Source organism: Enhygromyxa salina (assembly GCF_000737335.2).
In the GTDB taxonomy this organism is placed as follows: Bacteria; Myxococcota_A; Polyangia; order Nannocystales; family Nannocystaceae; genus Plesiocystis; species Plesiocystis salina_C.
The window spans coordinates 86,614-109,747 of record NZ_JMCC02000029.1 but is presented as its reverse complement, the minus strand read 5'-3'; the positions used below and the strand labels follow the sequence as shown (position 1 = coordinate 109,747).

Sequence of the window (23,134 nt, the reverse complement as noted above, 5' to 3'; positions counted from 1 at the left end):
CGCGCGAGCAGCTCGAGGCTGCAGATCTTCCGCGCTTGCTCGCGGGCCGCCTTCCTACGCCATAGCGTAGGCTGTCACGCGAGCCTCATGGGGCTTGTGAAATTGGTAGATTTGAGCATCATGCATCCGCTATAGTGTCCGCATGCTCGCCGGCGCCCGCCCCGCTCCGCTCGCCCTGCTCGTCTCGCTGGGCATGGCCCTCAGCGCCTGCTCGGACAACGGCGAAGACGACCAGGTCAGCTCCACGAGCCTGGCAAGCAGCACGGACGGCGAGGGCGACGGCGACGACGAGACCGGCGACGGCGACGGCGACGGTGATCCAGTCGACCCCGATGACGGCAGCTTCGCGGCGGACATCGCGATCGACACCGTGGAGATCAACCAGGGTGTCGGGGTGACGATCGTTCAATCCGGGCAGCTGGTCGCCGCCAACGGCTGGTCGGCGCCGCTGATCGGCGGGCGGCCTGGCTTGATCCGGGTGCTGTGGTCAACGAACGCCGAGTTCACGCCGCGCAACATCCTGGCTCGGCTCTCGCTGCTGCACGCGGACGGGACCACGGATCAATTCTCGCAAACCAGGATGATCTCTGGCCCGCCAACGCAGGGCTTCATCGACGGCTCGTTTGCGTTCGAGTTTGACGCCTCCGAGCTGCGCGAGGGCGACTCGCTGGTCCTCGGCTTGTTCGAGGCCGACGCCGGGCAAGCCGGCACCGACACCGACATCCCGCGGATCCCCGCCGCGGGCGAGGCCGCGCTCGAGGTCGTTGGCGGCAACATGGAGATCAAGGTCGTGGTGTTGCCCGCCAACGACCCGGCGGTTGAGAACGCGAGCTTCGAGCTGCCCGCCGCGCTGCGCGAGATGATGGAGACCGACCTCTTCAATCTCTATCCGATCAACACCATGAGCGTGGAGTATCACGCGCCCGTCCAGATCACGGATTGCTACGACGGCGCGGCGATCCTGGCCCAGGTGTCAAACTACCGAAACAGCGAGAACGCTGGCCCCAACGTGTATTACCACGCGATCTTCGCTGAGTCCCACGAGGGCAATTGCTGGGCTGGCGGCATGGCCTGGCTGGTCGACGATTCAATGGGGGCCGACCGGGTCTCGTACTCGATCAACCACTGGGGCGCGTCACCAAACAATTTCACCCACGAGCTCGGGCACAGCAGCGGCCGCCCGCACAGCTTCGACGACGGGGCCTATCAACCGGGCTCGGCGGGCAGCCCCGACTGCGGCCGGCGCTTCACCTGGGGCTACCCGGTGCGTCCCGGCCAGCATCCAAAGGCGGTCGAGTGGGACTTTCCCCCGATGCAGACCTTGGATCATTGGCTGATCGCCCCGACCGAAGGGCTGGCGCTGGGCGACTACTGCTACGGACACGACGACTACGACACGTGGGGGCCCGCGCTCAACGACGTGATGAGCTACGCGTTTCCCTATTGGATCAGCGCGTACACCTACCGCAACCTCGCGCAGCGGATCGCAACCTTGTCGAGCTGGGATAACGCTGGCGCGGCTGCGAACGCCCAAGTCCTGCATGGGGTGTTCATGGCGGACGGTGAGGTCCGCTGGTACGTGATGCCGGGCCGCGTCGAGACCGGCGGTGACGATCTCCAGCGACGCGCGCGTGGCCGGGCGAACGGACGCGCGTGGACGGGGCCAGTCGCGCCGAAGATCACCGGTGAAGGTGAGGTTCGGGGCCTGATCCTGCCGCTGCCCGAGCACGTGGAAGGCGTGATCCAGATCGAGTTCGACGGGCGGGCGCTCGAGGTTGATCTCGCCCGGGATGTCGAGCTGGGGTAGCGCGCGCGATCAGGGCCGCTCGTCGTACCAGTACACCGTGCTGCTCCACGTCGGGTGGAGCTCGGTCACGACCAGGTCACCAACCCACAGGCCCACGGTCTCGACTTGGACCCGCAATTGTTGCTCGAAGGTGAACGCGTCGTTGAGCATGAACCCGTAGACGCTGACCAAGCCGGGGCGCTGCTTGATCGCCCCGGCGAGCGGCCTGCGATCAAAGCGGGTCCAACCGGCGTCGAAGAATTCCTCGGTGCCAGTGCCGTGATAGCGGGGCGGCCACGCGTTGACCGGTTGATCCGACCAGATCTGCCAGTCGCCCTCGCCCCACCATAGATCCGCGAACGGCCACTCGATCCGCAGCAGCACCCCCACGAGCTTGCCCCGGCCTTGGTAGTCGAACAGGCGGTGCACGGGCACCTGCGCCGGGCCGGATCGCGGGCTGTTGGGCGTCGCCGCCGGGGCGGTCTGAGCGTGGGCGTGGAGGTAGCCGGCGTTGACGGGGTGGTTGACGCAGCGGCGGGTCCACAGCTCGAGCTCGGCCTCCACGGGCGCCTCACCATCGTTGTGAAGCTCGATCCGCGCGGCTTCACGGTAGGGCATCGGCAAGCGCAGGTCCGCGCGGTGCTCGGTGGCGCTCATGATCAGGCCGTTGAACGCTGCCTCGGGATCGTCGGCGTTGTCGCCCGCGCCCATGAACTCCGCGAGCGGAAGCTCGATCGCGGGGCTGTTGGCCCGGTCCCAGATCACCCGCAGCCGCAGCGCTCGCCAAGCCGCGGCCGCGCTCGCATCACCGGGATCGATCCCGACGGCGAGTCGCTCGATCGTCCCGCAGCCGCTGTCATCCCAGCTCAGGTCCGCGCCGGGCTCGAGCGACTCGCTCACGCGCACGCTTGGAGACTGCGGCCGCCGGGCACCCGCGACCGCGTCGGCCCACGCCTGGCCAGCCTCGTCGAGCGCCCGCTCCGTGCCGGGATCGAGCGGCAGCGTGAGCGTCTCGATCGGGGTGCCAGCTTCATAGCGGGTGTAGCCGATCTGCCAGAACACGCCCCAGCGCTGGTCCGCGTCGATCAGCCGGACCTCGGCGTGCTCGGCGAAGGGCATTGGCATGCGCACGGTCGGGTAGTGGACATCCGGGTACGGGCCCGAGTGGATCAAGCCCCCCGCGAACGGGCTCGAGATCGGATCGAACAGCTCGCCGACCGTCATTGAGAGCAGCTCGCCGTAGTCCAGCATGATCTCGACGCGGGTGTCGGCGACCGCCGCGATGTCCCCGGTCGAGATCCGGTGAATGCAGCCGGGCCCGTCAACGGACAACAGCACGTTGCGGCGGCCGTCGGTCCACGGGTAGGTCATGCCATCGAGCGCGTTGTGGCCGTCGCGGTCGTAGGTGCTCGCTAGCTCGGCGTCGCCCGGCTCGAGCAGCGGGAGCGTGTCGAGCAGGTGTAGGCGCTCGAGGAAATAGATGGCGTCGCGAGGCGGTGGCGCGCCGTCGCAGGCCAGGATCGATGCCAGCGCGGCCAACACCAGACCGCCCGAGCGACGCGCCACGCTCAGCGAACGTGGCCACGCGCCGGGCAGCTTGGGCCGCCGCGAGAGCGGCGTCAGGGGATGCACTCGTTGGCGCAGTTGGACTGGCCGCAGATCAGCACCGCCGCCGTCGTCGCGTTGTTCGCGTTGCACATGACCTGGCACTGAAGCGGGTCGCCGCCCATCAATACGCAGTTGTATGCGCAGGTGCATGGGACGTCATTGAGGCACGCCTCGACCTCGGGGCAGCAGTTGACCTTGACACAGGACGCGCACGGGACGTCGTTCATGTCTGGCGCGCAGACGTCTCCGTCTCCGTCACCATCTCCGTCTCCGTCTCCGTCACCATCTCCGTCGCCGTCGCCGTCGCCGTCCCCGTCCCCGTCTCCGTCTCCGTCACCATCGCCGTCTCCGTCCCCATCGCCGTCGCCGTCCCCGTCGCCGTCCCCGTCGCCGTCCCCGTCCCCGTCGCCGTCCCCATCCCCGTCTCCGTCACCGGGATCTCCATCCCCGTCGCCATCGCCGTCGCCATCGCCGTCGCCGTCGCCGTCCCCATCCCCGTCGCCCTCCTGGCTGTCGGTCCCGGTGCTGGTCGTGTCGCCGTCGGCATCGTTGCCGCTGGTGCTTCCGGTGAGCCCCACGTCATCACTGCCGCAGCCAAGCGCCAACAGAGCGGTGAGCAGGCTGGCCCCTGAAATTCGTCGCAGTTTCATCATGTCAGTTCCTCGCGCAAGTGTAGCTTGCGACCTGCAAGCCCCGAAGATTGTAGCGGATCACGACGGGATGAAGCCCGCCAACAGTCGCAGGGCGGGCTCGACGAACAACGGCGACGGCACGGCGATCCATGCGGCTGTCCACACACGCCTTGCGCTGGGCGGCCAGCCGACCACGCCTGCACGCCGCTCGAGCAACAACCCCACGCCATGAACGACGAAGAAGCTGGCCATCAGGGCGCCCGCGAAGCGATCTAAAGGCACCCACGCAAACCAAAAATGCAGCGCGGTGCTGGCCGCAAACGCGGCACAGATCCCAAGCTTGGCGCGCCGACGACGGGCCAGCGGCAGGAACAAATTGTCGTGGAGCCAGCCAGAGACCGCCCGGTTCCAGCGCCGCCCCCAGAACTCGCTGAGCGTGGTCGAGAGGATCGGCCGGTCATTGATCCGCGGAAACCCAAGCCCAAAGCCGCGGTAGATCATCAAGACCAAGGCATGCACGGTCTCGATGCAGGCGTAGCAGAGCACCAGACCGCAGCTCCAACGCAGCGCCCAGCGACAAGCACCCTCGAGATCCGGCGCGAGCCCGAACACGGCGAACCAACTCCCGGCTGCCAGCACGAGATGGCCCGCGAACCACCCGATCTCCGCCATGTCGTAGCGCGACGAACACCGCCGAACCGCGCGCACGTCGAACAGCGCGGTCAACATCCACACGCGGCCCCAGAACGACAACCCGCCGGGGCGCCGCGCCAGATCCAGCGCCCGGCCCAAGCTCACCGTGACCACCACCGCGAGGATCGTTCGACCCACGATCCACGCGGGCGGGAGCAGCAGCGGGGCCACCGTGGGGATCGCTGCGATCGCAACGCCGCGGTAGCGCGACCGCTCGGGCGAAGCTTCGCGGCCGCTGACGTAGGCGCAAGCCAGCACCGCGGCGATCCACACGGCGAGCGCGACGAACAGGCGGGCGAGATCAGCCATCAAAACCGCAGCGCAAACCCGACTTCACCGCCCGCGCGCGTGAACGCGAGGCTTGGCGTCAGCTGCATCCGCCCCGCCAGCGGGATCCCCCACGCCTTGCGAAACGCTGAATTGCGCTGCTTGGCCCGCTTGAGCGCGATGGCCCCGCCCGTGACCAAGGCGATGCCCGGCAACAACAAAGGCAGGTGGATGTAGAGGCAGCTCGGACACACCCCGAGCATGGCCGTGCCCGCCACACTAAACGGCACACCAAACGAGAGCAGCGCGACACCACCTCCGTACAGCGCGTGGCCCGAGTCGGTCGGCCGGTTGCCAAGGGGCAGGCCGCCGCCGCTGTCGCGGGTTGTTAGGGGGCGCGCGCGGACGCCCTTGACCTCGGCCTTGGGCACCGACACCACCGTGCCGTCCGAGGCACGCGCGAGCGCGATGTCACTGCCGCTGTGCGCTACGACCGTTCCGCCAAGCTCGGCCCCGTTGACCAGCTGCAAGATGACCCGACGATCTCGAAGCCCGTCCCACAGCGCGCGCCCCGTCAGCGAGAGCTGGTCGTCAACCCGGGGCGCGGGCACGGCGGGCCCCGCTTGCATGACCGGCGCCGAGGTAGGGGCTGCGGACGCGACGCTGGTGGCGGGAAGCGTGGGTGGCGGCGCGCTGGGTTGGCCAGCCTGGGCGCGGCGTGGACCCGCGAACAACGCAGCCACCGCGCAGCAGACCACCGCGGCCCGCGAAAACCGCCGAACTCGTTGGGCGCGTGGACAAAGGCTCGAACCCGGGAGAGGTTCGGCGCATGGGCGGCGCTCGTTCATGGGGGCTCGATCAGGGTCTTGGGTCACGCTGCTTGGCTCCTGTTCTGGATGGTCCGCGCAGCCTTTGATCGGTTCACTGGGTTATGATCGCCGCGCTCGGACGATCGCCAGCGTGCGTCCGGTATGGACACCCACTTGAACTGTACAGATTCTCAGACCTCAGGCGGCAACAAATCGCCAAACTCGAGGCCACCGCTGTCGAGACCCCGAAGTTGGGTGGATCTCGGTGACTCGCGGTAGATCCAGGACACACGCATGACGAGCCTACCGCTGGCAAGCACGGCCCCACGTGCGAGCAAGATCCCCCTGCGTTCGGCGCTGCAGCTGCGCAGCGATCCCTACACTTGGTGGCCAAAGAAGTACTTGGAGCTGGGCCCCGTGTACCGGGTCGCGCTGCCGACCGACCGCAAGCCGTGGATCGTCATCGCTGGCCGCGAGGCCAACGAGCTGGTCGCCAAAGAAGGCGCGCAGTTGTTCGACCAAAAGGCGACCTACCCCAAGGCGCCCAAGGTCCTGCGCACCGAGATGCACCCAAGCTTCACCGAGGGTGCGCTGCAGCGTCACCTGCGGCGGCAGGTCGCGCCGGGCTTCTCGCGTCAAGCTGCGGACCCGCACCTCCCGGCCATGATGGCGTGGGTTCGCGAGTACGTGGATCGCTGGCGCCCGGGGCAGGTCATCCGCGTGACCGAAGAGACCGCGCGGATCGGACTCAACTGTATCTCGCTGTTCGCGACGGGTCGCGAACTCGACGGGGACAGCGAAGCGATCCGCAAGTACGCGATCTCGTTCACGCAGGTGCTCGCGTTGGGGTGGCCGGTGGCCGCGCTGAACTTCGGTCGCACGGGCCGGGCCCGCGTGGAGATCGACGAGATGATCGAGCGGCGCCTCGCCGAGCACGAGCAGACCCCGCCGGGTCGTGACCGCGCGCCCGACTACTTTGACTTCTTGCTGCGCGGGACCCTGCCCGACGGCTCGCCGCTGCCGCACCGCGAGCGGGTCGTGTTTGGCCAGATCCCGTTCAAGAACATGGGCGTCTACGCCGGGCGGGTCATCAACCACGTGCTGATGCAGCTGGTCCAGCGCCCAGAAGTGCTCGAGCAGGTCCAACCCGAGATCGACCGGGTGATGGCCGACGACGAGCTCACGCTCGAAGAGATCGCCTCGATGGAGGCGACCCAGGCCGCGGTCAAAGAGACCCTGCGGATCCTGCCAACCGCGGTCACCTTGCAGCGAACCGTTGGCCAGCCCTTCGAGTTTGGCGGCTATCAATTCGAGGTTGGAGATCGCCTGTTCACGCCGCTGTCGGCCACGCACTTCTTGCCGGAGTTCTTCCCCGACCCCGAGCGCTTCGACATCGATCGCTACTCGCCCGAGCGCGGCGAGGATCGCCAGCGCTACGTCTACAACCCGTTCGGCCTTGGCCACCACGCGTGCGTTGCCCAGGGCGTGTTCGAGGCCCTGACCATGGTCGTGGTTGGCGGCGTGCTGTATCGCTGGAAGCTCGACGCCCCCTACAAACTCCACACGGTGTTCGACGCGCTGCCCGGCCCCGATCCCAAGCACGAGATGCGGGTCATCGAGCGTCGCACGGTCGCGCCGCCGCCTGGGGTCCGGCGTCGCAGCCCGACCCAGCGCTACTCGCTCTCGGCCGCGATGCTCGACGCGATCGACGGGGCCCCCGAGGTCACGCTGGAGGACGACGAGATGCTGTTCGCCCAGGGTGATCAGCCCGACTGCCTGTACTTCATTCTAGACGGCAAGCTGCGGGTCAGCACGGACCGCGGCGACGGTGAAGTGGTCGAGCTCGCAACCCTGGGACCTGGCGAGGTGGTCGGGGAGATCGGGATCCTGCATGGGTTGCCGCGGGTCGCCACGGTCCGCGCGGAGGGGCCGGTCACGCTGTTGAGCGTTGACGAGGAGACCTTCGCCCGCGCGGTCGTCGAGAGTGACATCACCGCCCGCGAGCTCGGTGACCTGGCCGTGCGTCGCCACGCTGGCGCCCTGATCGCCCAGCTGTTCGACGCCGGTCGGCGCATGCCCAGGCTCGGGCGACACGGGCACGTGCTCGAGCTCGAGCTCGAGCCCGGGACGACCTTGTTTCGCCACGGTGATCCGGCTGAGAACTACTTCTTGGTCGCATCCGGCTCGCTCGAGGAGCTGGCCGAGAGCCTGATGGGCGAGCCGCGGGTGCTGCGGGAGATCCAGGCGCCGGACTGTATTGGTGAGATCGGGCTGATCGACGGGCGCCCGCGGCCGACCACTGTCCGCGCCGGGCCCGACGGGGCGAAGTTGCTGAGCTTGGATCGCAACGCGTTCGTGCGGGTCTCGCAGGGTGACGAGTCTCAGGCTGCGGTCAGCTTGGTGGCGAAGATCCGCTTCGACGACGCGGACGACGACGACGAGGATTGATTTAGACCCCCACAGCCGCTTTCGCACTTCGCGGCTGGTTTTAGACCCCCACAGCCGCTTTCGCACTTCGCGGCTGGTTTTTAGACCCCCACAGCCGCTTTCGCACTTCGCGGTCACTCGCTTCGCTCGCTCCCAAGGGGCAGGCTGTTCGCGGGGGTATGTGTGGCCCCCTCGAAGGGGGCTCTTGTCTGGGCGCCTACGGCCTCAGTTGCGGCGCTCCATTCGTTCTTTCCCCCTGCGAACGCCTTCGTACTTCCCTCGCTCCCAAGCGGCTGGCTGTTCGCGGGGGTATGTGTGGCCCCCTCGAAGGGGGCTCTTGTCTGGGCGCCTACGGCCTCAGTTGCGGCGCTCCATTCGTTCTTTGACCCCCACAGCCGCTTTCGCACTTCGCGGTCACTCGCTTCGCTCGCTCCCAGGGGGGCAGGCTGTTCGCGGGGGTATGTGTGGCCCCCTCGAAGGGGGCTCTTGTCTGGGCGCCTACGGCCTCAGTTGCGGCGCTCCATTCGTTCTTTCCCCCTGCGAACGCCTTCGTACTTCCCTCGCTCCCAAGCGGCTGGACCTACGCAAAGGAAGCATCGGCCGGGGCCGGAGGCAGCCGCACGTGGATCCGTGTGCCCTGCCCCGGCTTCGACTCAATCGAGATCTGCCCGCCCAGGGCCTCGACGCGCTCGCCGATCCCGAGCAGGCCGAAGTGGCCCTCTGGCACCTTCGTTGGCTCGAAGCCGACGCCGTCGTCACGAAGCTCGAGCTCCACGAACACGTCGACTTGGCGCACGCTGATCTGCACGCGTTGGGCCTTCGCGTGACGGGCGACGTTGCTGAGCGCCTCTTGCAAGATCCGGCAGATCGCGATTGTGATGACCTCTGACGGCAGCGGCTCACCAAGCTGGAGCTGCAGCTCGACCTGCAGCTGCGAGCGCTCACGCAGCTCGTCGGCATACTGTCGCAGGGCCCCGGCAAATCCGAGCTCTTCGAACGCGAGCGGCTTGAGCGAGCGAACCAGCCGCTCTTTCGCGTCGAACAGACGGGCGACGATCCCGTCGATGGTGTCGAGCGCCTTGGCTGTGTGGGCGGGAGCCTCGCGCCGGGTCAAGTTGAGCTCGAGGCGCATCGCCGTGAGCAGCTGCGCGAGCTCGTCGTGGAGGTTGCGACCCAGACGCTGCCGCTCTTGGTCGCGGCTGTGCTGAAGGTGCGCCGCGAGCTGACGCAGACGATGGGTCCGCTCGACGACGCGACGCTCGAGATCTTCGTTGGTCCTGGCGAGCAAGACTTGCTGATCATAGGAGCGCCCAAGCAGCAGGAACTGCAGGTGCCCGAGCACGCAGGCGATCACCGCCGTCAACACCATCACGATCGCCACGGTCCCGAGCCCGTCGACCTCGAGGTAGCTGGGCTCCGCCATGAAGTACGCGCCAGTGAGCGCCGCGCTGACCATGATCGTGATCACGACGCGGGCGCGGAGCGTCAGGCTCAAGGGCAGGATCGCCAGCGGGGCGATGTATGAGGTGTGAAACCATGGCTGGTCTGGGCCCCCCGCTGCCGCGAGCGCCACACCCGTGGACAGGGCGAGGGCGACCCCGATCAGGCCGATCACGGTGGCGGTCAGCGAAGGCCGGCGCGTGATCGCTCGCGGCGCGGCGATCGCTAGCGACGTGATGATGAGGATCTGTATGCGCCAGCGGGTGAACGCGTCGAGGAGCGCGGGGCGATCGGAGAACAACAGCAGATCCGAAGGCCAGCCGATCAGCGTGGCGACAAAGAAGGCCCCGCACAGGACCACGCCGCTGCGCTGGGCGAGGCGCTGGGCGTAGCGCTCGAAGCCCACGTGCAGCCCGTCTGACTTGGGGATGATGGCGTCGAAGATCCGCGCCGGGAGGCTCGCGCTCAAGCCTCGACCAGCCCGATCTGGATCGCGTGACGGACCAGATCCGCGACCGCGTGAGCGTCGAGCTTTCGCATCATTCGTGTGCGGTGGTTGTCGACCGTCTTGGCGCTGATCGACAGCGCCACCCCGATCTGCTTGTTGGTCAGGCCCTGGCCGATCAGCCGCAAGACCTCGAGCTCGCGCGCGCTGAGCAGGACGCGACCCGTGGCCTCGGCCTCGAGCACGGCCCCCCCGAGCGCGCTGCTGACGAACGCCCGACCGACAACGACCGAGCGGATCGCCTCGGTCAGATCCGCGAACGCGTCGTCCTTGAGCACGATCGCCTGGGCACCGTGCTCGAACGCCCGCCGGGCCAGCTCTGGAGCCCGCAGCGCGGTCAAGATGACGATGCGAAGCTCCGCTGGCACGGCGTCGGACTCGGTCAGGAGCTCAGCCACCTCCAGCCCGGTCCGATGCGGCATCGAGACGTCGAGCACGACCACGTCGGGGCGCTCGCGCACGACGGCTTTGAAGGCCTCGTCTCCATCGGCGCAGGAGCCCACGACCTCGATGTCGGGCTCGCTGTCGAGCAAGCGCGCGAGCGCCTCGCGGACCAGCTGGTGATCATCTGCGAGCACCACACGAATGGCCTGCGACGTCGACGGCACGCCCGATTGTGCCGTGGTCGTTCGCGCGGCGCAAAAGCTCATTGGGCTTCGTCATTGGGGTGAACACCCCAATTGCCGAGAGGCCTTGTCCCGCTGGGGCGGTCGCCATCATCGGCTACTCCGCACTGTAGGCCAGGCGCAGCGCGCTCGGCTGGACCCCAGCACCGGAGAAGCTCATGACCTTTGACCTGTTTGCCCAACGCGCGCTCCGACTGGCGCGCAGCTCAGACCCCCAGCTCGAGACAGACCTTCGGCGGGCGCTGGCGGCTCGCCTGCCGCGCTACGACCCGCGCGCGCGGGTGTTCGCCGTCGACGGCTACGAGGCTCGCGCACGCGTGGCCCCGATCCTGCCCCACGCCGAGTTTCGGTCGCTGCAGACGGCGGCGACCCTGCTCATCCCCCGTCTGTCCGACCCCAGCATCGACCCGAGCGTCCGTCGTGAGTTCGTCGATGCGCTCGGCGACTACACGCGGGCGACACACGCAGCGACCAGGGTCCTGCGTGAGCGATCTGCGGCGCACGGTGGACTGCATCCGCTCGCCCAGGCAGCCGAGCCGCTCGAGCGCAGCCTCGACGGGATCAGCGAGCAGATCGCCAGCATGTCATCCCAGCTCGAGTCGGCGCAGACCGTGTCGAGCGAGCAGCTGCAGCAGCTTGGTGGACAGCTTGGCACCGTCGCGCAGGAGCTTGGTCGCGCTGGCCAGTCCGTGGGGGTCAACCGCGCCGCGATGGGGATCCTCGTCGGCCAGGCGGTCGAGCAGTCGATCGAAGGTCTGCGTTTTCACCCCGAGGTCCGCGAGGTCGCGGCCGCGCTCACATCCCACATGCGCGACCCCAACGCGACGCAGGACTCGATCCGTGCGCTCGAGACCCAGCTCGAGGCCGCGCGCGAGACCGCTCGAGCCGACCGCGCGCGCTTCGACGCGATCGGGGAGAACATCGAGGTCGCTGGCCAGGTCGTCGACCTCGCGGCGTTGTTGCTGGGCGCCGCGGGCGAGGACGAGCTCGCCAATCAGGTTGCGGTGGTGGGGGGCAGCGCGCTGGCGATCGCGGAAGCGGTCCGCAACGTTGTCGGTGCTGCGGTGCTCGGGATCGCAACTGACCCGCTGGGCGCGTTGCTCGAGGTGACCGGCGCGGTGATGGACATCGTCGGCCTGTTCGGCGAGAGCAGCCCGACCCCAGAGGAGCTGATCCTAGAGGAGATCGCCAAGCTCGCCGAACAGGTCGAAGAGCTGCGCGTCGAGGTTCACGCGCGCTTCGACAAGATCGAAGACCTCTTGTCGGACATGCGCCGCGAGTTCCTGCAGCAGTTCGCCAGCCTCGCCGGTGATCTGCGGAGCGTGTCGCGGACCTTGAGCAAGGTTCATCGGCAGGTCCTCGAGCTCGAGGACACGCTCGAGGCCGGCCTCGACGCGCTGTATCGCCAGAACTACCACAGCAGCCGCGAGGCCGCGTTTCGGTTCCGCGAGGACTTTCCCGATCGCACGCTGAGCGAGCCGAAGATGCTCGAGTACTACCAGCACATTCGTGACTGGGCGCTCTCGGCTCCGCAACAGGCGCTGTTCGTTGGGGACGAAGCCGTCGCATCGGACGACCTCGCCGCGCTCGCCGAGGAGCTCCGCCAAGACCACGACTCGGTCGAGCGGAACCTGCGAGGGCTGCTGATGTTGGCCGCGCGGATCGACCCAGACTTCGCAGACATCTCGCTCTCGCGTCTGGCCAACCCGATCGTCTGGGCCGAGGCGGTCGGGACCTTCGGAGAGTTCCTCGAGCGGTTCCCGGAGTTCCCGGTCACCGCCCCAATTCAGATCCGCATGGGTGAAGCGCTGCGGGTCATTCGCGAGACCGAGACCTTCGTGGCCCACATCCAGCGGTCCCAGGTCCAGCAGCCGGGGAGCCTGTTTGGCGCGCTCGCGGCCCGCCACATCGCGCTCGCGCAGGCCGTCGCGGCGACCGTCGAGCAGCGCGTGGCGGACCGAGCGTCGACGCTGGTGGCGGCGATCATCGACGACCCCAATCAGGTCAAGACCTTCGACGAAGACCTGCGCCAGAACCCGCGCTTGAACGATGTCGTGTTCATGACCGAGCGCTTGCACAGGCTCGGCGACGAGCTGACCCGCTGGGTCAACGAGAGCGGCCAGCCAACGCCCGCGCCGGCGCCGGCCAACCCAACCCCGGCCACCAACACGCGCGACACGGTCATCGAAGTTCGCCTCGACACCGCGAGCTTCGACTTCGGCCAGCTGTGGTTTTGCAGTGACTGGCTCAACCGCATCCACGCGCCGGTCCAGCCCAATCAGACGCTCCGGTCCGCGGCCGCGCAGCACCTCGAAGACTCGCTGCGTTGCCTCGAGCACGCGTTGCCGCTGGCGGCCCTGCGGCTGCTGCTGGCGCGGATCATGGGCGCCTCGATCGCAGACGGTCCGCCCAAGCGCATTCACGACGCGGGGGCACCAGGCGCCGACGAGGTCCTCGAGTGGGTCGCGCAGCTGCGAGCCAAGCTGGCCGAGCCCGACACCCGCGCGGAGCTCGAGGTGGTCGCCGGCCTGATCGCGTTCGGTCGAGCCCAGCGGATCCCGCAGCTGAGGCCTCAGGTCCTCGAGTCCCCCGGCCCGCGCGGTCAAGAGCTCGGCCTGCGTCGGCGGTTCATCAGCGCGTTCACGGCCGCCCACGCCGTCGGTCGCCAGCTCGAGGTCGAGCGTCGCGCGGTTGGCCGCGTCGACGGCGGCCGTGTCGACGGTCTGTTCGTCGCTCGTCTCGACGCCGCTTCGGTCGCCGCGCTCGACGAATTTCGTCAGGCCTTCGATGCGATCGACCAGGCTCGGAGTTCCATGGGGACGTACCCCGCGATTCGGTCGTTCCAGGCGCTGCGTACGGCGAATCTCCAGATGCCCTTCGACACCCGCTACCGCGCCGGCGGATCGAGGATTCAGCGCTGGCTGCACAGCGAGCGTCAGCCCTTCCCGGCCCCGAGCACGGGGGACAACGCGCTGTCGACCTGGCAGTACTACCTGTTGGATCTGCACGCGTGGGTGAGCGCGACCTCGGCTCCGTCCCACGGCTCCCACGAAGGTCCCGCGGGCTCCGTCGAGATCCCGCTGTACATCGACGGACGCCGGAACTCGAGTCATCGGATGTTCGGTCTGCTCGACCGGTTCCCACGCCTTCGAGAATTCCAAGCCCTGCGACAGATCCTCGAGCACGCCTTCGGTGGCTGGTTGTTGCGCGAGGACGACCTCACCTTCGATAGCCCACACCTTCCCAACCCCAACACCCCGTGGCAGACACAGCGAGCGAGCGACCCGCTCGACGAGGACTTCACCGCGCAGCTCGAGGAGATCGGCAAGATCTTGGCTGACTTCGACACCGTGTTTTCCAGCATCCTCGCCAGCGAGGCGAAGCTGCCAGCGGCCGACTCGCGCGACGCCGTCGCGAAATTGGCCCGAAGGCTCGAGCGCGGCGAGCTCAGTCAGGAGCTGGGGTCCGCCCGGGATCAGCCGACCCCGCTCACCGAGCAGCTGTCCGCGCTCGGGGACAACAGGACCATCGTGTCGGGGTACGTGTCGCTTGGCTTTCGCCGCAGCTTTCTCGAGCGGCACGAGCTGGGCGAGGCGCTGGCCAACCTGTGGGCGACCGACCAGGCGGGCGAGCTGTGGCGCGACGGCCCTCGCTTTGTCCGGGGCGAGCACGTGACCAACGCTGCGGCTCGGGCCAACGCCGCGCTCGAGCAGGAGCTGGGCCCCTACACCGAGCGCGCGCGCGCACAGACGGGCGGCGACGAGGCCGAATACCCGCTGATCACCGCGACGCGAGCTCGCATCGCGGGCCTCATGGCTTCGCTGTCCGACTGAGATCGCCGCCCCGGCTGGCCCCACGGGACTGGATCGGATCTCACGAGCAGCCCTGATCCCCGGCGCGTATGCTCGGCGTCGCCATGAACGACCGCGCGCGTGAACGTGATCTGATCCTCGCACCCAACGAGTACGCCTTCATCGCGGACGAGACCAAGGGCAACATCAACGCCTATATTGGTCCGTACAAGACCAGCCTCGCGAACACGGATCAGCCGGTCGTCTTCAACCCCGAGTCCAAGCGCTTCGAGCGGTGCTCGCTCGAGGCCGCGACCCGGGCGTTCGCGGTCGCGCCCGCGGGTTGGTACCTGGTGCTCAAGAACCCGGCGAAGGACGGCACCCACCCCAAGACCGGGGCGATCAACAACCTCATCGAGCTCGAGATCGGGCGCAAGGTCAACCGCCCGGGTCCGGCCGCGTTCGCGCTGTGGCCGGGGCAGATGGTGCGGACGATCCAGGGCCACAACCTGCGCTCGAACCAGTACTTGATCGTTCGCGTCTACGACGAAGAGGCGGCCAAGGCCAACTGGAAGAACGCGGTGATCAAGTCCAAGAGCGCCGGTGGCGAAGACGCCCCGGCCGAGGTCCCGAGCGCGCCGGATCTCACAATGGGCCAGCAGCTGATCATCAAGGGCACGGACGTGTCGTTCTACATTCCTTCAACCGGCATCGAGGTCGTGCCCGACGAGTCTGGCGAGTACGTGCGCGACGCGGTGACCCTCGAGCGCCTCGAGTACTGCATCTTGCTCGACGAGGACGGCAACAAGAGCTACCTGCAAGGGCCGGCGGTCGTGTTTCCCAGCCCCACCGAGACCTTCGTCGAGCGCGGCGGGGCCAACAAGTACCGGGCGATCGAGCTCAACGAGAACAGCGGCATCTACGTCAAGGTGATCGCGCCCTACCGCGACGAGCCCAAGGGTGATCAGCCTGGCGCGTCGCACAACGTTGGCGACGAGCTGTTCATCACCGGCAAAGATCAAATGATCTACTTCCCGCGGCCCGAGCACGCGGCGATCAAATATGGCGATCACACGATCAGCTACGCCGTCGCGATCCCAGCCGGCGAGGCCCGCTACGTGCTCGATCGCAACACCGGCCACATCCGGCTCGAGCGTGGGCCCAGCATCTTCTTGCCGGATCCACGCCGCGAGGTGATCGTTCGGCGGATCCTGGATCCGCGCCACGTCCAGCTGTGGTTCCCCGGCAACGAAGAGGCGCTCGCCCACAACCGCCGGCTGGCCGCCGTCCAAGGTGGCAAGCGCGACTTCGTCGAGGACGCGGAGCTCGGGGAGTCAGCTTCCAAGAAGGGCAAGCGCCGCAAGGAAGTCAGCGACGACTACGCGGGCGACGACTTCGATCGTGGCCAGACCTACACCCCGCCGCGCACGATCACGCTCGACACCCGCTACGACGGGGCCGTGAGCGTGGGCGTGTGGACCGGCTACGCGGTGTTGGTGGTCAGCAAGACTGGCGAGCGCAAGGTCGTTGTGGGGCCGGCCACGTACATGCTCGAGTACGACGAGGTCCTGCAGGCTGCCGAGCTGAGCACCGGCACGCCCAAGTCCGACGACAAGCTCGCGCGCACGGTGTACCTGCGCGTGCTCTACAACAAGGTCTCGGACGTGGTCGAGGCCGAGACCGCGGACCTGGTCCAGGTTCGCGTGCGGCTGTCGTACCGGGTCAATTTCGAGGGCGACCCCCAGCACTGGTTCAACGTCGAGAACTACGTGAAATTCCTGACCGAGCACCTGCGCTCGCTGCTGCGCGCGGCGATCAAGCAGCGCACGGTCCAGAGCTTCCACCCCCAGGTCGCCCGCGACGTCCGCGACGTCGTGCTTGGGCCCCAGGGTGAGGACGGCAAGCGACCCGGACGGCGGTTTGAAGAGAACGGCATGCGGGTCTACGACGTCGAAGTCCTCGACGTGGAGATCGGCGACGACGCGATCGAGAAGCTGCTGATCGAGGCCCAGCACGCCGTGGTCGAGCAGACGCTGACGCTCGAGGGGGATCGGCGGCGGCTCGAGCAGACCCGCGAGCGCGAGACGATCAAGCAAGAGATCGACGCGATCGAGGCCGGCACCAAGCAAAAGCGGCTGGGCCTGCAGCGCAGTGAAGTCGAGGCGCTGCACGGGTTTGATCTGGCCAAGATCGAAGCCGAGCTCGACAGCCGCAAGCGCAGGCTCGAGGCCGAGCGCGCCGAGCAGGAGTCAGTCGACGCGGTCCACGACGCCAAGCTGGCCCGGAGCAAGCGCAGCAGCGCGCAGGAGCTCGAGACCTCGGACAAGCAGCTGGCCATGCGCCTGCGCGAGCTCGAGGCCGAGGTCAAGGCGGTCGCCGACAAGGCCCAGGCGATCTCACCGGACTTGATCGCCGCGCTGCAGGCGTTTGGGGATCGGGCGCTGGCCGAGAAGATGGCCCAGAGCATGGCGCCGCTGGCGATCCTGGGCGGCGAGAGCGTGGCGCAGGTGCTGGCGCGGCTGCTCGAGGGCACCAAGCTCGCGCGGGTGCTCGAGGTCGTGGGCGCGACCGAAGTCCACGAGCCACCGCCGCCCGCGAACGACTAACCCGGCGGCGGCGTTCGCTGCCGCCGTTGATGACCCAGTCGCTCACCCAGTCGCTCAGGCCGGGTCGACCCAATAGAATTGACGGTGACCGCGGGCGGTAAAAATGCGCGCTCGCTCGACCGCCTTGGCATAGCAGCGATAGCGCTCGATCTCGAATCGGTTGTTGTTGTCGTCCTCTCGCCAGAGCGCCCACTGGGGCAGCTCCTCTGGGTTCAAGTCGGGGTGCAGGCCAACATCGCCATCGTCGATCGCCAAGGTCTCGAACAGATCGACGACCGCATCGCGCGGGCTGTCTTCGCGCTGAAAATGGACCTCGACACCGCAGGGGTGCTCGAGGCGATCGAAGGCGACGAAGGGCCGGCCCGACGCGGGGGCGCAAAAGAGCAACTCGACGCCTGCATCGCCCGGACGGCTTGCTGCTGGTGCAGCCGTGCATCCGCCTGGCGAAGTCGATCGTCCATCTGGACAGTATTGTGGCGAACATCCTCGGGTCTTGCGAGGCCGTCGCCGCAGGCTTGTGATAGTCACTCTGCCAATGGCCAAGACCAAGTCCAAGACCCGGTGGGCGTGCAACGCATGCGGTGCCACGACCAACGGGTGGTTCGGCCAGTGCCCCGGTTGCCGCGAGTGGAACACGATCCAAGAGCAGACCGAGCGGCCCGCGGCCGGCGAGCGGGTCGTGCTCGCAGCCCCGGGCGCCAAGTCGAAGCCCACCCCGGTCACCGATGCCCAGGCTAACGCCGCCAGCGAGCTACGGCTGCACACGGGGATCAGCGAATTCGATCGGGTGCTCGGCGGCGGCTTGGTGCCCGGCAGCCTCGTCCTGCTTGGCGGGGCCCCGGGGATCGGCAAGTCCACGCTGTTGCTGCAGGCTTGCGCGGCGCTGGTCGGCGAGGGCAAGCGCGGCCGCACGGTCCTGTACGCGAGCGGCGAAGAGTCGGTCGCCCAGGTCGCTGCGCGAGCTGCCCGCCTGCGTGGCGGTGAGTTTCGCGTGGGCGACGAGCGCTTGTTGCTGATCGCCGAGACCCGCATCGAGTCGATCTTGGATCACGCCGCCACGCAGCGCCCCGACGTGCTGGTCGTCGACTCGATCCAGACGGTCTACAGCGACGCGCAAGACGGTCTGCCCGGCAACATCAGCCAGATCCGCAGCGTCACCGGGCACCTGCTGAGCTGGGCCAAGACCAGCAACGTGCCAGTGGTGATCGTGGGCCACGTGACCAAGGACGGTCAGCTCGCCGGCCCGCGCTTGCTCGAGCACATGGTCGACGCGGTGCTCAGCTTCGAGGGCGACGAAGAGCGGGCCACGCGGATGCTGCGGGCCAGCAAGAACCGGTTTGGCAGCACCGCCGAGCTCGGCGTGTTCGAGATGACCGGCCTGGGTCTGCGCGAGATACAAAACCCCAGCGAGGCGTTCTTGGCCGACCACCCCGAGCAGGCGATCGGCTCGGCGGTCACGGCCTCGCTCGAGGGCTCGCGGCCGCTGCTGCTCGAGGTCCAGGCGCTGCTCGGGCCCAGCCCCGGCGGCTATCCGCGGCGCACCTGCGTGGGCGCGGACCCCAACCGACTCGCGATGTTGCTGGCCGTGCTCGATCGCCACGCAGAGCTGTTCGTGGTTGACCAGGACGTGTTCGTGAACGTGGCCGGGGGCCTGCGCTTGAACGAGCCGGCGGCCGATCTCGCGGTGCTGCTCGCGGTCGCCAGCTCGCACCTGCGCAAGCCGATCCAAGCCGGCACGGTGATCATTGGTGAGGTTGGGCTGACCGGCGAGCTGCGCCGCGTACCTCGAATGGACGAGCGGCTGGCCGAGGCCGCCCGGCTCGGGTTCACGCGGGCGATCATCTGCGGGCGCGGCCGCAAAGCCAACAAGCCCACCAAGCCCAGCCGCGCCGGGCTCGAGCTGATCGAGGTCGAGACCGTCGTGCAGGCGGTCGCGGCCGCATTTGATTAATTGGACTCTGCGCTCGGCGAGCGCGCCGCCGCGAACGAAAGCGTGGTCGTACGGACAAACATGGCGAATACTTTTCATATGTTCTTCGCGATGATTGCCTAGCCTTCAACCAGATAAACAGTATACCAGCCATGGTCGTTGTTCGAAGTATCGCCAATATTCGGTAATCAGCGATCAACAGGAGACAATCATCATGCCAACAGTGAAGTACAAACAAGGGGATCGCGTGACCATGACCGTGACGCGGGCCGACAACATCTTGCTGGGTCACCTGGCCGAGAGCAACACCGTTCGACGCAAGATCTACGAGCGAATGACAGACTACGATCTGAAGTTCCAGGACGAGATCGACCTGACGCCGGCGTTTCGATCGAGCAGCCACGACATGTTGATGACCGCCATCAATTGCTCCGGCGGCGGCCAGATCGAGTTTCTGATCGAGGTCAACGGAAAGGACCAGTTTCGTGTCTCGGAGAAGTTGGGGCAGAACAAGAGCAAGTCCTGGCTCGTGACCTTCCAGAAGAGCTGAGCGCAGATCTTCGCCGCGACATGGCCGAGGGGTGCAGTGGCCCTTCGGCCATGTTCATCGTTTGTCCGCTGGGGAGCGCGCGGCGTTCAGGGCTTTGGGCCGCGCGCCCGACCCAGACCCAGACCCAGACCCAACCGGCTGCGATAGCACAATCGCCAACCCTGCCTTGCTGCCTTGCTCGAACGCGTGATTGTGCCGAGCATCCCCGGGCTGCACGTATTGCAGTGTTGGGTTGCGTCGCCGAAAATACACGCCGAGATCCGGCGCCGGCACCCAGACCAATCCTTCTACTTGCAGCTGTTGGTTTTGCGCCGCCAGCTTGGTCTCGAAGCCCTTCATGACGCCGGCCAAGAACGCCAGGCGATCACCGGGGCCCGCGCCCGCGGTCGAGCGCGCGTACTCGGCCCACAGGCGCTGCGCGGTCTGGCGTGCGAACGCGTGGACGTGCTCGGCGATCAGCAGATTGGCCTCGAGCCCGCAGACCTCGAGCACGCTGCCGCGCTTGCCCTCGCGGGGCAGATAGACCGGCAGCCACGCGCTCTCGACGAAGAAGTACTCGTTGAGGATCTTGGCGAGGCGCCGGTCGTGCTCCCACAGCGGTCCCACAGGGCGCCCGAGCCGGCGAAAGCCATAGCGCGGGCGGTCGGCCTGTTCAGGCTGTGATCCCGGACGCTCGGACGGCGCGGGCATGTTGAACTTGAACATGAGCCGCCGGGCCGTCGCGGCCGCGGCCTCGGCTTCGTGGCGGTTGGGGCTCTGGGCGAGCGCGAGCAGCTTGTGGATCCTGCTGACCGCTCGACTGGAGGGATCCCGCGGGTCGATGCCTTGGTCTGGACGAGGCTTGCCGGTTGGGCGGGTGCCGATGCCCAGCCGCGCGCAGATCCGCCGATAGGTTGGCCCATGCCGGCGCTCGTCGACGCTCAGGCGCTCGTCGATGAACTGCACGACGACCTCGCGCTTGAGGGTCTCGAGCACCTCGCCCCAGTCGTACTCCAGCACCAAGACCCGCGAGATCTCGAGGCTGCGCAGGCCAAGGCTCCAGTGGGCCAGCTCGGGCCCGTCGGACAGGCGGATCACGGGGATCCTCAGCGCGCTCTTGAAGTAGGCGTAGTTGATGCCGCGCCACTCTTGGACCAAGCGCGCGAGCAGCTTGGCCTCGAGCTCGACGCTGAGCTGCGCCGCCTCTCGTGTCGCGCGCTCGCTCATGGTCGCGCCGCGCGGATCAACCGCGCGGACCAGACCCGAGTCAGGCTCCGGCTCAGGCCCGTGCGCATGGCCAAGCTCCAGCCGGCTCTACAGGTATTGCTCGACGAACCACAGGGCCAAGAACGGGTTGTCGCCGGGCCCTGGGACGCCCCAGTACTCGACCGCCATGTTTGGATCGAGCAAGAAGAAGAACGGGTACTGGCCGCCGTTGTAAATGTTGCGGACGCCCTGGGTCTCGTCAACGAGCACCGGGATGTGGTTGTCCTGGTGGATCGAGTACCAGGACTCCGCGTCCGACAGCGTGGGCGGCCCGCCCCCCGCGTCCTCGACGATCACGGTGATCCACCAGATCCGCAGGCTGTAGACCTTGTCGCGCACCGTTGGGTAGGTCTGCTGCAGCGAGGCTGTCTCGGCGGTGTCGGCCCCCGAGATCCACTCTGCCATGTTGTGGCAGGGCCCGCACCACTGCGCCGACATGTCGATGATCATGTACGAGGGCTCGCCCGTCTCGTTGATCGTGAAGTTGTTGAAGTCGTAGATGTCGACCATGTCGCCGTGCTGGTCGAGAAATTCCGCGCGCGGGAACGGGCTGAGCGGCTCGGTCGTTGACGTGTCCCAGCTGCCCTGGGGCAGCTCGTTCTTGGTCGGGCTGTAAGGCCAAAAACCTTGGTAGATGCGGCTGGCCTTGTCGAGCGGATCGGTGCCCTCGAGCAGCTCCCAGCTGTCCCAATAATTGTCTGCGTCGGTGTCTTTTTTGTTGGGGTCGGTCCCGAGCTCGGCTTCTTGGGCGTCGGTCAGGCCATCTTGATCGCTGTCGGGATCTTCGGGCTCGCCGGTCTCACCCGTCTCGGTGTCGCCGTCGCCGGTGCTGTCTTCTTCGCTGCCGGCGTCCGCGATCAGACCCGCGTCGTCGCTGCCGCTATCGCACGCGGAGATCGAGAGCAGGGCGGTGATGCTAGTGAGAATGACGAGCTGATGTGTATTCACGAAGATCTCCGACGCGCGTGGCAAGGGCGCCAACATAGCACTTCTGACTGGAGCTGACTGTGGGGAAACAAATTTCGTGAGCCCGCGCCCGGGCGACCCAGCTGGGCACACGAGGGGGCAGATTGGCCAGGCTCGCCGTTCAGGCCGCACGAGCGCCGACTTGGGGGTAGCATCCGCGCGTGAACAGGTTCGGGAAGGTCGCGCTGGCGCTGTCGATCACGTTGCCAACCGGATGTGAACCGTCAGTCGAGCGCGCGCCTGCTCCAGCCAAGCCTGCGTCCGCCAACGGCCCCCCGTCCGCGGCAACGCCCCAAGCACCGCCTGCCGAGCTGGCTCCGCCCGCTGAACCGCCCGCGCCCGCTGAGCCGCCGCCCGAGCCGCTGCCCGTGTTCACGCTCGCGCGGCTGGTCCACGACGCCCCCGTCACCGACCTCGCGTGGTCGGCCGATGGTGCTGTCATCGTCACCGCCTCGAGCGACGGCAAGCGGCGCATCTGGGACGCTCACAGCCACACGCTCACGCGGACGGTCCAGGGCTCGCCAGGTCCGGCGGCTCGCGTTGGCGTCAGTGCCAACGGCGCCACCTTGGTCGCCAACGCCGAGCACGAGGTCCACGTGTTCGACGGCGACACCGGCGAGCTCCGGCTCCGGCTCAGCCACGAAGCCCCTGTCCTGGCGGTCGGTGTGTCCGCCGACGCGACCACCATCGCCTCGGGCGGTGACGATGGCCTGCGGATCTGGACCGCCGACGGGGCCGAGCGTCGACACGTCAAGCACCGCGGCGCCGGGGTCTCGTGTCTACAGCTCAGCGCCAACGGGCTGCGCCTGGCCTCGGGTTGGGCCGACGGGCGCGTGCGCTTGATCGACGCTCAAACCGGCAAGGTCCAGCGGACGATCGAGGCCAGCGAGGCGCCCGCGAGCCTGGCCTATAGCGGCAACGGCGAGCGCGTGGCCGCCCGGATCGGGGCCGGGCAGCTGGGCATCTTCGCGACCGCGACCGGCAAGCGCAGCGCCACGATCCCAGTCGCGCACCCGTTCGGGTTTGGGGCCGACGGCAACTTGATGTTGGCGACCGGCGAGTTCGAGGGCAGCGAGTTTTCCGTGGCGCTGATCGACGTCAACAGCGGCGGGATCGTGCGCGGGTTCCTGGGCCACACCGACGCGGTGACCGACGCCGCGTTCTCGCCCGACGGCGGCAATTTTGCCAGCGCGAGCGCCGACACCACGGTGCTGATCTGGGCAGCGCCATGAGCCCGTTGGAAGCCAGCGATG

Annotated in this window: 16 protein-coding genes; 7 read left to right on the top strand and 9 right to left on the bottom strand. The window is 67.8% G+C overall.

All coding sequences use genetic code 11. The annotated features are described in order from the left end of the window. Window positions 1-142 precede the first annotated feature (142 nt). Complete coding sequence (locus tag DB30_RS12525) at window positions 143-1,807, top strand: zinc metalloprotease (RefSeq protein ID WP_052548649.1); 1,665 nt, start codon at window positions 143-145, stop codon at window positions 1,805-1,807. 9 nt (window positions 1,808-1,816) lie between these two features. Here the strand turns inward: DB30_RS12525 and DB30_RS12520 are convergent, their stop codons facing one another. The 4 genes from DB30_RS12520 to DB30_RS12505 are packed head-to-tail and all read right to left on the bottom strand — an operon-like array spanning window position 1,817 to window position 5,729. Then, window positions 1,817-3,352, bottom strand: a complete 1,536-nt coding sequence (locus DB30_RS12520; RefSeq protein WP_205632969.1) for a DUF2961 domain-containing protein — start codon at window positions 3,350-3,352, stop codon at window positions 1,817-1,819. A gap of 53 nt (window positions 3,353-3,405) precedes the next feature. Continuing rightward, window positions 3,406-4,044, bottom strand: coding sequence for a hypothetical protein (locus tag DB30_RS41380; protein ID WP_205632968.1), 639 nt, complete (start codon window positions 4,042-4,044; stop codon window positions 3,406-3,408). 60 nt (window positions 4,045-4,104) lie between these two features. Further along, window positions 4,105-5,028, bottom strand: a complete 924-nt coding sequence (locus tag DB30_RS12510) for an MBOAT family protein (RefSeq protein ID WP_052548646.1) — start codon at window positions 5,026-5,028, stop codon at window positions 4,105-4,107. Further along, window positions 5,028-5,729: a hypothetical protein gene (locus DB30_RS12505; protein WP_146658619.1), complete on the bottom strand. Its 702-nt coding sequence runs from the start codon at window positions 5,727-5,729 to the stop codon at window positions 5,028-5,030. The genes DB30_RS12510 and DB30_RS12505 overlap by 1 nt, the downstream gene beginning before the upstream one ends. Window positions 5,730-6,089: 360 nt before the next feature. On the opposite strand from DB30_RS12505, the gene DB30_RS12500 reads away from it, so the two are divergent. Further along, the gene (locus DB30_RS12500; RefSeq protein ID WP_052548644.1) at window positions 6,090-8,243 is read left to right on the top strand and encodes a cytochrome P450; all 2,154 of its coding nucleotides are present in this window, start codon (window positions 6,090-6,092) and stop codon (window positions 8,241-8,243) included. Window positions 8,244-8,802: 559 nt separating this feature from the next. Here the strand turns inward: DB30_RS12500 and DB30_RS12495 are convergent. After that, window positions 8,803-10,131 (bottom strand): sensor histidine kinase, encoded by a 1,329-nt coding sequence (locus DB30_RS12495; protein ID WP_052548643.1) that lies wholly within the window; start codon window positions 10,129-10,131, stop codon window positions 8,803-8,805. After that, a complete protein-coding gene (locus tag DB30_RS12490) occupies window positions 10,128-10,775 on the bottom strand; it encodes a response regulator (protein WP_165703734.1) in 648 nt (215 codons plus the stop codon). Before DB30_RS12490 ends, DB30_RS12495 begins: the two co-directional genes overlap by 4 nt. 176 nt (window positions 10,776-10,951) lie before the next feature. On the opposite strand from DB30_RS12490, the gene DB30_RS12485 reads away from it, so the two are divergent. Together DB30_RS12485 and DB30_RS12480 are read left to right on the top strand one after the other, a co-directional pair. Then, on the top strand, window positions 10,952-14,626 hold the full coding sequence (locus tag DB30_RS12485; protein ID WP_052548641.1) for a hypothetical protein: 3,675 nt from the start codon (window positions 10,952-10,954) through the stop codon (window positions 14,624-14,626). A gap of 83 nt (window positions 14,627-14,709) precedes the next feature. Then, window positions 14,710-17,190 carry an SPFH domain-containing protein gene (locus DB30_RS12480; RefSeq protein WP_052548759.1) on the top strand — a complete coding sequence of 827 codons (2,481 nt, stop codon included), beginning with the start codon at window positions 14,710-14,712 and terminating at the stop codon, window positions 17,188-17,190. A gap of 54 nt (window positions 17,191-17,244) precedes the next feature. Here the strand turns inward: DB30_RS12480 and DB30_RS12475 are convergent, their stop codons facing one another. Further along, the gene (locus DB30_RS12475) at window positions 17,245-17,577 is read right to left on the bottom strand and encodes a hypothetical protein (RefSeq protein ID WP_052548640.1); all 333 of its coding nucleotides are present in this window, start codon (window positions 17,575-17,577) and stop codon (window positions 17,245-17,247) included. A 148-nt stretch (window positions 17,578-17,725) separates the two neighbouring features. On the opposite strand from DB30_RS12475, the gene radA reads away from it, so the two are divergent. Together radA and DB30_RS12465 are read left to right on the top strand one after the other, a co-directional pair. Next, window positions 17,726-19,141, top strand: coding sequence for a DNA repair protein RadA (gene radA, locus DB30_RS12470; protein ID WP_052548639.1), 1,416 nt, complete (start codon window positions 17,726-17,728; stop codon window positions 19,139-19,141). A gap of 193 nt (window positions 19,142-19,334) precedes the next feature. Beyond that, window positions 19,335-19,670, top strand: a complete 336-nt coding sequence (locus tag DB30_RS12465; RefSeq protein WP_146658617.1) for a hypothetical protein — start codon at window positions 19,335-19,337, stop codon at window positions 19,668-19,670. A 54-nt stretch (window positions 19,671-19,724) separates the two neighbouring features. Here the strand turns inward: DB30_RS12465 and DB30_RS12460 are convergent, their stop codons facing one another. Then, window positions 19,725-20,876, bottom strand: coding sequence for a DUF7168 domain-containing protein (locus DB30_RS12460; protein ID WP_052548637.1), 1,152 nt, complete (start codon window positions 20,874-20,876; stop codon window positions 19,725-19,727). 87 nt (window positions 20,877-20,963) lie between these two features. Continuing rightward, on the bottom strand, window positions 20,964-21,887 hold the full coding sequence (locus DB30_RS12455; protein WP_146658616.1) for a TlpA family protein disulfide reductase: 924 nt from the start codon (window positions 21,885-21,887) through the stop codon (window positions 20,964-20,966). 155 nt (window positions 21,888-22,042) lie between these two features. Here DB30_RS12455 and DB30_RS12450 point away from each other — a divergent pair, with 155 nt between their 5' ends. Next, the gene (locus DB30_RS12450; protein ID WP_052548635.1) at window positions 22,043-23,113 is read left to right on the top strand and encodes a WD40 repeat domain-containing protein; all 1,071 of its coding nucleotides are present in this window, start codon (window positions 22,043-22,045) and stop codon (window positions 23,111-23,113) included. Window positions 23,114-23,134: the final 21 nt, after the last annotated feature.

Coding starts and splice junctions, on each gene's coding strand:
- DB30_RS12465 (WP_146658617.1), top strand. CDS start 19,335: ATGCCAACAGTGAAGTACAAACAAGGGGATCGCGTGACCATGACCGTG.
- DB30_RS12510 (WP_052548646.1), bottom strand. CDS start 5,028: ATGGCTGATCTCGCCCGCCTGTTCGTCGCGCTCGCCGTGTGGATCGCC.
- DB30_RS12500 (WP_052548644.1), top strand. CDS start 6,090: ATGACGAGCCTACCGCTGGCAAGCACGGCCCCACGTGCGAGCAAGATC.
- DB30_RS12480 (WP_052548759.1), top strand. CDS start 14,710: ATGAACGACCGCGCGCGTGAACGTGATCTGATCCTCGCACCCAACGAG.
- radA (WP_052548639.1), top strand. CDS start 17,726: ATGGCCAAGACCAAGTCCAAGACCCGGTGGGCGTGCAACGCATGCGGT.
- DB30_RS12485 (WP_052548641.1), top strand. CDS start 10,952: ATGACCTTTGACCTGTTTGCCCAACGCGCGCTCCGACTGGCGCGCAGC.
- DB30_RS41380 (WP_205632968.1), bottom strand. CDS start 4,044: ATGAAACTGCGACGAATTTCAGGGGCCAGCCTGCTCACCGCTCTGTTG.
- DB30_RS12525 (WP_052548649.1), top strand. CDS start 143: ATGCTCGCCGGCGCCCGCCCCGCTCCGCTCGCCCTGCTCGTCTCGCTG.
- DB30_RS12460 (WP_052548637.1), bottom strand. CDS start 20,876: ATGAGCGAGCGCGCGACACGAGAGGCGGCGCAGCTCAGCGTCGAGCTC.